The organism is Okeania sp., assembly GCF_983059655.1.
The window spans coordinates 1-3,480 of sequence record NZ_CEZPJD010000824.1 but is presented as its reverse complement, the minus strand read 5'-3'; the positions used below and the strand labels follow the sequence as shown (position 1 = coordinate 3,480).

The window sequence follows — 3,480 nt, the reverse complement described above, 5'->3', positions numbered from 1 at the left end:
GAGCTTGCCCGCCATGGGTTTACCTGGAGCTTGCCCGCCATGGGTTTACCTGGAGTTTGCCCGCCATGGGTTTACCTGGAGCTTGCCCGCCATGGGTTTACCTGGAGTTTGCCCGCCATGGGTTTACCTGGAGCTTGCCCGCCATGGGTTTACCTCATAACAACGGGAAGCGCTGTAGCATAAAAGGCAAACAAGGGCAAAAAAATTACTCCCCCACTTCCCAGAAAGACTTTTTCAGCCAACCCTAATTATCAATCATCAATTATCCATTATCCATTAAATCCTAGAGGCCATATATACGGACTTAGCCAGTCCTACAGTCCCATCGGGTGCGGTTGCCTTAAGTCCTTCCTTGAGTTTTTTCACCGTATCTTGGTTTTTTTTGCCCTGAGCCCGACTATCCCCAATTATCAGATTTGGCAGTTCATCTCCTACAAACCTTCTTCTATTGAGTCCGAAAGCATCGGCTTTAAACAATGCAACATTATCCCCTTCACACTGATGTAGAGAGTATAACCAGCGCAAATAATCTTGACACCAATCATTAATTATTCCAATAGCTTCCTGTTGGTCAGGATCTGAAAATTCTGGTAATATTCCTCCAGATCTGCCACCTGTTTGGAAGAAGTTCATCAACCAAGGTGCTAATCTTCCCCAACGACTATTTTTGGCGTTTTTAGCTTCTTCTAGTTCGGGAGCAATTTCGGCTAACCATGTAAAAGCAAATCTGGTAGCATTCATTAGCTCTTGTTGGACTGCTGCCCGGTCTGGGATATCGTCCCAGGAAATAGTGCCAGTCTCTTTGCGAGTCATCAATACTACAGACCCTTTTGCTGTGGATGAATCTTGCAAAAATTTACGGGCAGCTAATGCAGCGTATAGTTCTAGGAAGTGGGGATCGTTACGCTGACTATCTTTACCGATACTAAAGTTGACTCGGGATAAGTTTTGATTGCCGAGGAGATAAACTTGGTCGAAGATTTCTTGACCTTGAGTGACATAATAACGGAGGGCCGCTTCTGTGTTCAACAAAAACTGCTCGGAGCGAGCGTAAACTCCATCTGGGTTTTCCCCTGGTTGTGGAGAGAAGCCAAAATAGGGAAGTACAAAGAGGCAACCAGTTTGAACGCGATCGCGCACCTTAATTCTCTTCAACTTATTATCAATCAAGCGAGCAATAGTTGGCAGTCCAGAAGCTCCCGTCCCCCCAAAGATAGACCCACACAGAAAAATTTTCGGTTCTTTACCGCTACCCGTATCTCCCTGAATTTCCTCAATCAGACTTCCCCAGGGTTCTTGATCCAAGCTGTCTAAATCTACCTGACTCATTACTGCTGCACCAATGGCAGGTCTGCCCCGAAATCCCACATCTAAGTTAGCTTCTCGTTCTTCCTTAGTGTAAAGGACATCAAACAAATTGGCCAAAGTCGGTTGGTTTTGCTTAATCGTATTGTAGTTAAAAAACGTTCTCAGTTCTTTCTCGTCGGTAAAAGGAGACCAAAGATCGAAAGATTCAATTCGGCTTTTCATCCACCCACACTGTGTTTTGTCCCCAGTAGGCATCAAATCATAAGTTCTCTTATAGATACTGATGCTAGTCCTAGCACGAGCCAAATTTCCATTAGTTTCATCTGCATCTACAAATAAGACCTTAATCGGTTCTTCATTAAATAAGCCTACCGCTGCTATTTTAGATACTGCTTCAACACATTTAGCCCCGGTTCCACCAATTCCAATTAGATAAAGTCCCATTACATTATTTATTCGCTAAAAAAACGACGCAATTGAATTGAACCTGGAGGAACAAACTTTAAACCCCCAGGGGTACTGGTTGCGGTTGGCAACCAAAATAGTAATAATATGTCAAACACAAAAAAGATAGTCAAAGACACAAGTGCATCATTACTACCTTTAAAAAAGCCTATGGCCAGAAAAAGACTCAATAGGGGAAATAGCAAAAATAGCCACCAAACTAGCATCCACTGGGAGACTTCTTTAGCTTGGTGAGCTTTTGCATTAGCGGTTATTAAGTACCAAATTACAGTTGACAGTACCGATACTGCAAAAACCACACCTGCCCCAAAGATGTAAGAATTGGTTATCCAAGACCCCAAATCATCAACATCTGATATTCTTAGGATTCTGCTTCCATAGAGAAAAGGTTGCCCTAGGAACATTATACTGGCTCCTATCAGGCTAAAAATAATGATTCGAATAATCTCGTTTGTTTTCATTGGTTCTCATATCAATTTCAAGGGATGATTTTGAGATGGCCACATAGAGGACATTCTATAATCATTTCAACTATTCGGGACAATATTCATTTTATTATTCTACCATTCATAATACCGTTTCACGGAATTCAAAAGTCAAAAGTCAAGAGTCAAAAGTAGGATTTTATAGCTCAAAACTTTGATGCTTCAGTAATTTCAGCAAATTATTCGACATCTCAAAGTTTGAAACTATTTGTAACATTCTTTTTTCAAAAAGGTAGACCTTGATCGAATATGCTTAAAAATAGCTATTCCAGTTCATTTTAGATAGTTATTTATATTGTTTTTCCCTTTTTTTCAATATTTATCCCTTCTTCCTTCTTTCCTCTTCCTTCTTTCGTAAGGACGTTGCATGCAACGTCGCTACCATTTGCAGAAAATTTTGACAAAAAAATAGTAGGGATATTCAATACAACATCCCTACTATAAAGCAACTGAAATTAATATTTTAAAGCCAAGCTAAAAGCTAATTGATGATCGCTATATTATTTGAAGATACCAGACACTGACAATACCTCAGACTCAGGCATCTTGGGGAATAATGGTCCTTTTGCAAAGAGTTGAGGATTAGCTTTAGCAAAAGTGTATGATTGACGAACCTGACTATTTACTGCTACTGTTTTCGCATCGTACATCCGAGTTGCCATTTTAGGATATAAACCAATACCAATAATCAAGACCAAGAAACAAGCAGCGATCGCTACTTCTCGTGGTCTGGCATCAGTATAGACAGCATTCGCAGGTAACACACAGTTAGTACCGTAGCAAACTGCTTCATCTAAAATTTCATTTTCATAAGGAGTATCTTTGAGGATACAAGTAGGTGCTTTACCAGTGCTGTAGAACATTTGACGCAACATGGAAAGCAGATAAATAGGTGTCAAAATCAAACCTACTGCTGCGAGGAAAACTGTTACAGTCCGGAAAGTCGAACTATAAACATCGCTGCTAGTTACCCCAACGAATACCATTAGCTCGCTAGCAAACCCACTCATTCCAGGAAGTGCTAAAGATGCCATGGCACTAATTGTAAATAGAGCGAAGACTTTTGGCATTACTTGGCCAATACCGCCCATTTCGTCTAACTTCAGAGTATGGAGGCGATCGTAAGTTATACCTGCGAGGAAGAATAACACTGCAGCAATTAAACCATGGGAAATCATTTGTAGTAAAGCACCACTCACACCTAAGTCAGTGAAGGAAGCAA

Annotated in this window: 4 protein-coding genes; 1 reads left to right on the top strand and 3 read right to left on the bottom strand. The window is 40.9% G+C overall.

What is annotated here, in order from left to right; translation table 11 throughout:
- Positions 1–248: hypothetical protein (locus tag AC3DU7_RS28940; protein ID WP_488042710.1), on the top strand; the 248-nt coding region annotated here is incomplete at its 5' end.
- Between the two features lie 28 nt (positions 249–276).
- On the opposite strand, the gene AC3DU7_RS28935 is transcribed toward AC3DU7_RS28940, so the two are convergent.
- The 3 genes from AC3DU7_RS28935 to AC3DU7_RS28925 all read right to left on the bottom strand — a co-directional run.
- Entirely contained in the window at positions 277–1,752 is a 1,476-nt protein-coding gene (locus AC3DU7_RS28935) for an FtsZ/tubulin family protein (RefSeq protein WP_488042709.1), read from the bottom strand.
- An 8-nt stretch (positions 1,753–1,760) separates the two neighbouring features.
- The gene (locus AC3DU7_RS28930) at positions 1,761–2,177 is read right to left on the bottom strand and encodes a hypothetical protein (RefSeq protein WP_488042708.1); all 417 of its coding nucleotides are present in this window, start codon (positions 2,175–2,177) and stop codon (positions 1,761–1,763) included.
- Positions 2,178–2,758: 581 nt separating this feature from the next.
- On the bottom strand, positions 2,759–3,480 hold a 722-nt coding region (locus AC3DU7_RS28925), incomplete at its 5' end, for a proton-conducting transporter transmembrane domain-containing protein (RefSeq protein ID WP_488042707.1).

Coding starts and splice junctions, on each gene's coding strand:
- AC3DU7_RS28930 (WP_488042708.1), bottom strand. CDS start 2,177: ATGTTCCTAGGGCAACCTTTTCTCTATGGAAGCAGAATCCTAAGAATA.
- AC3DU7_RS28935 (WP_488042709.1), bottom strand. CDS start 1,752: ATGGGACTTTATCTAATTGGAATTGGTGGAACCGGGGCTAAATGTGTT.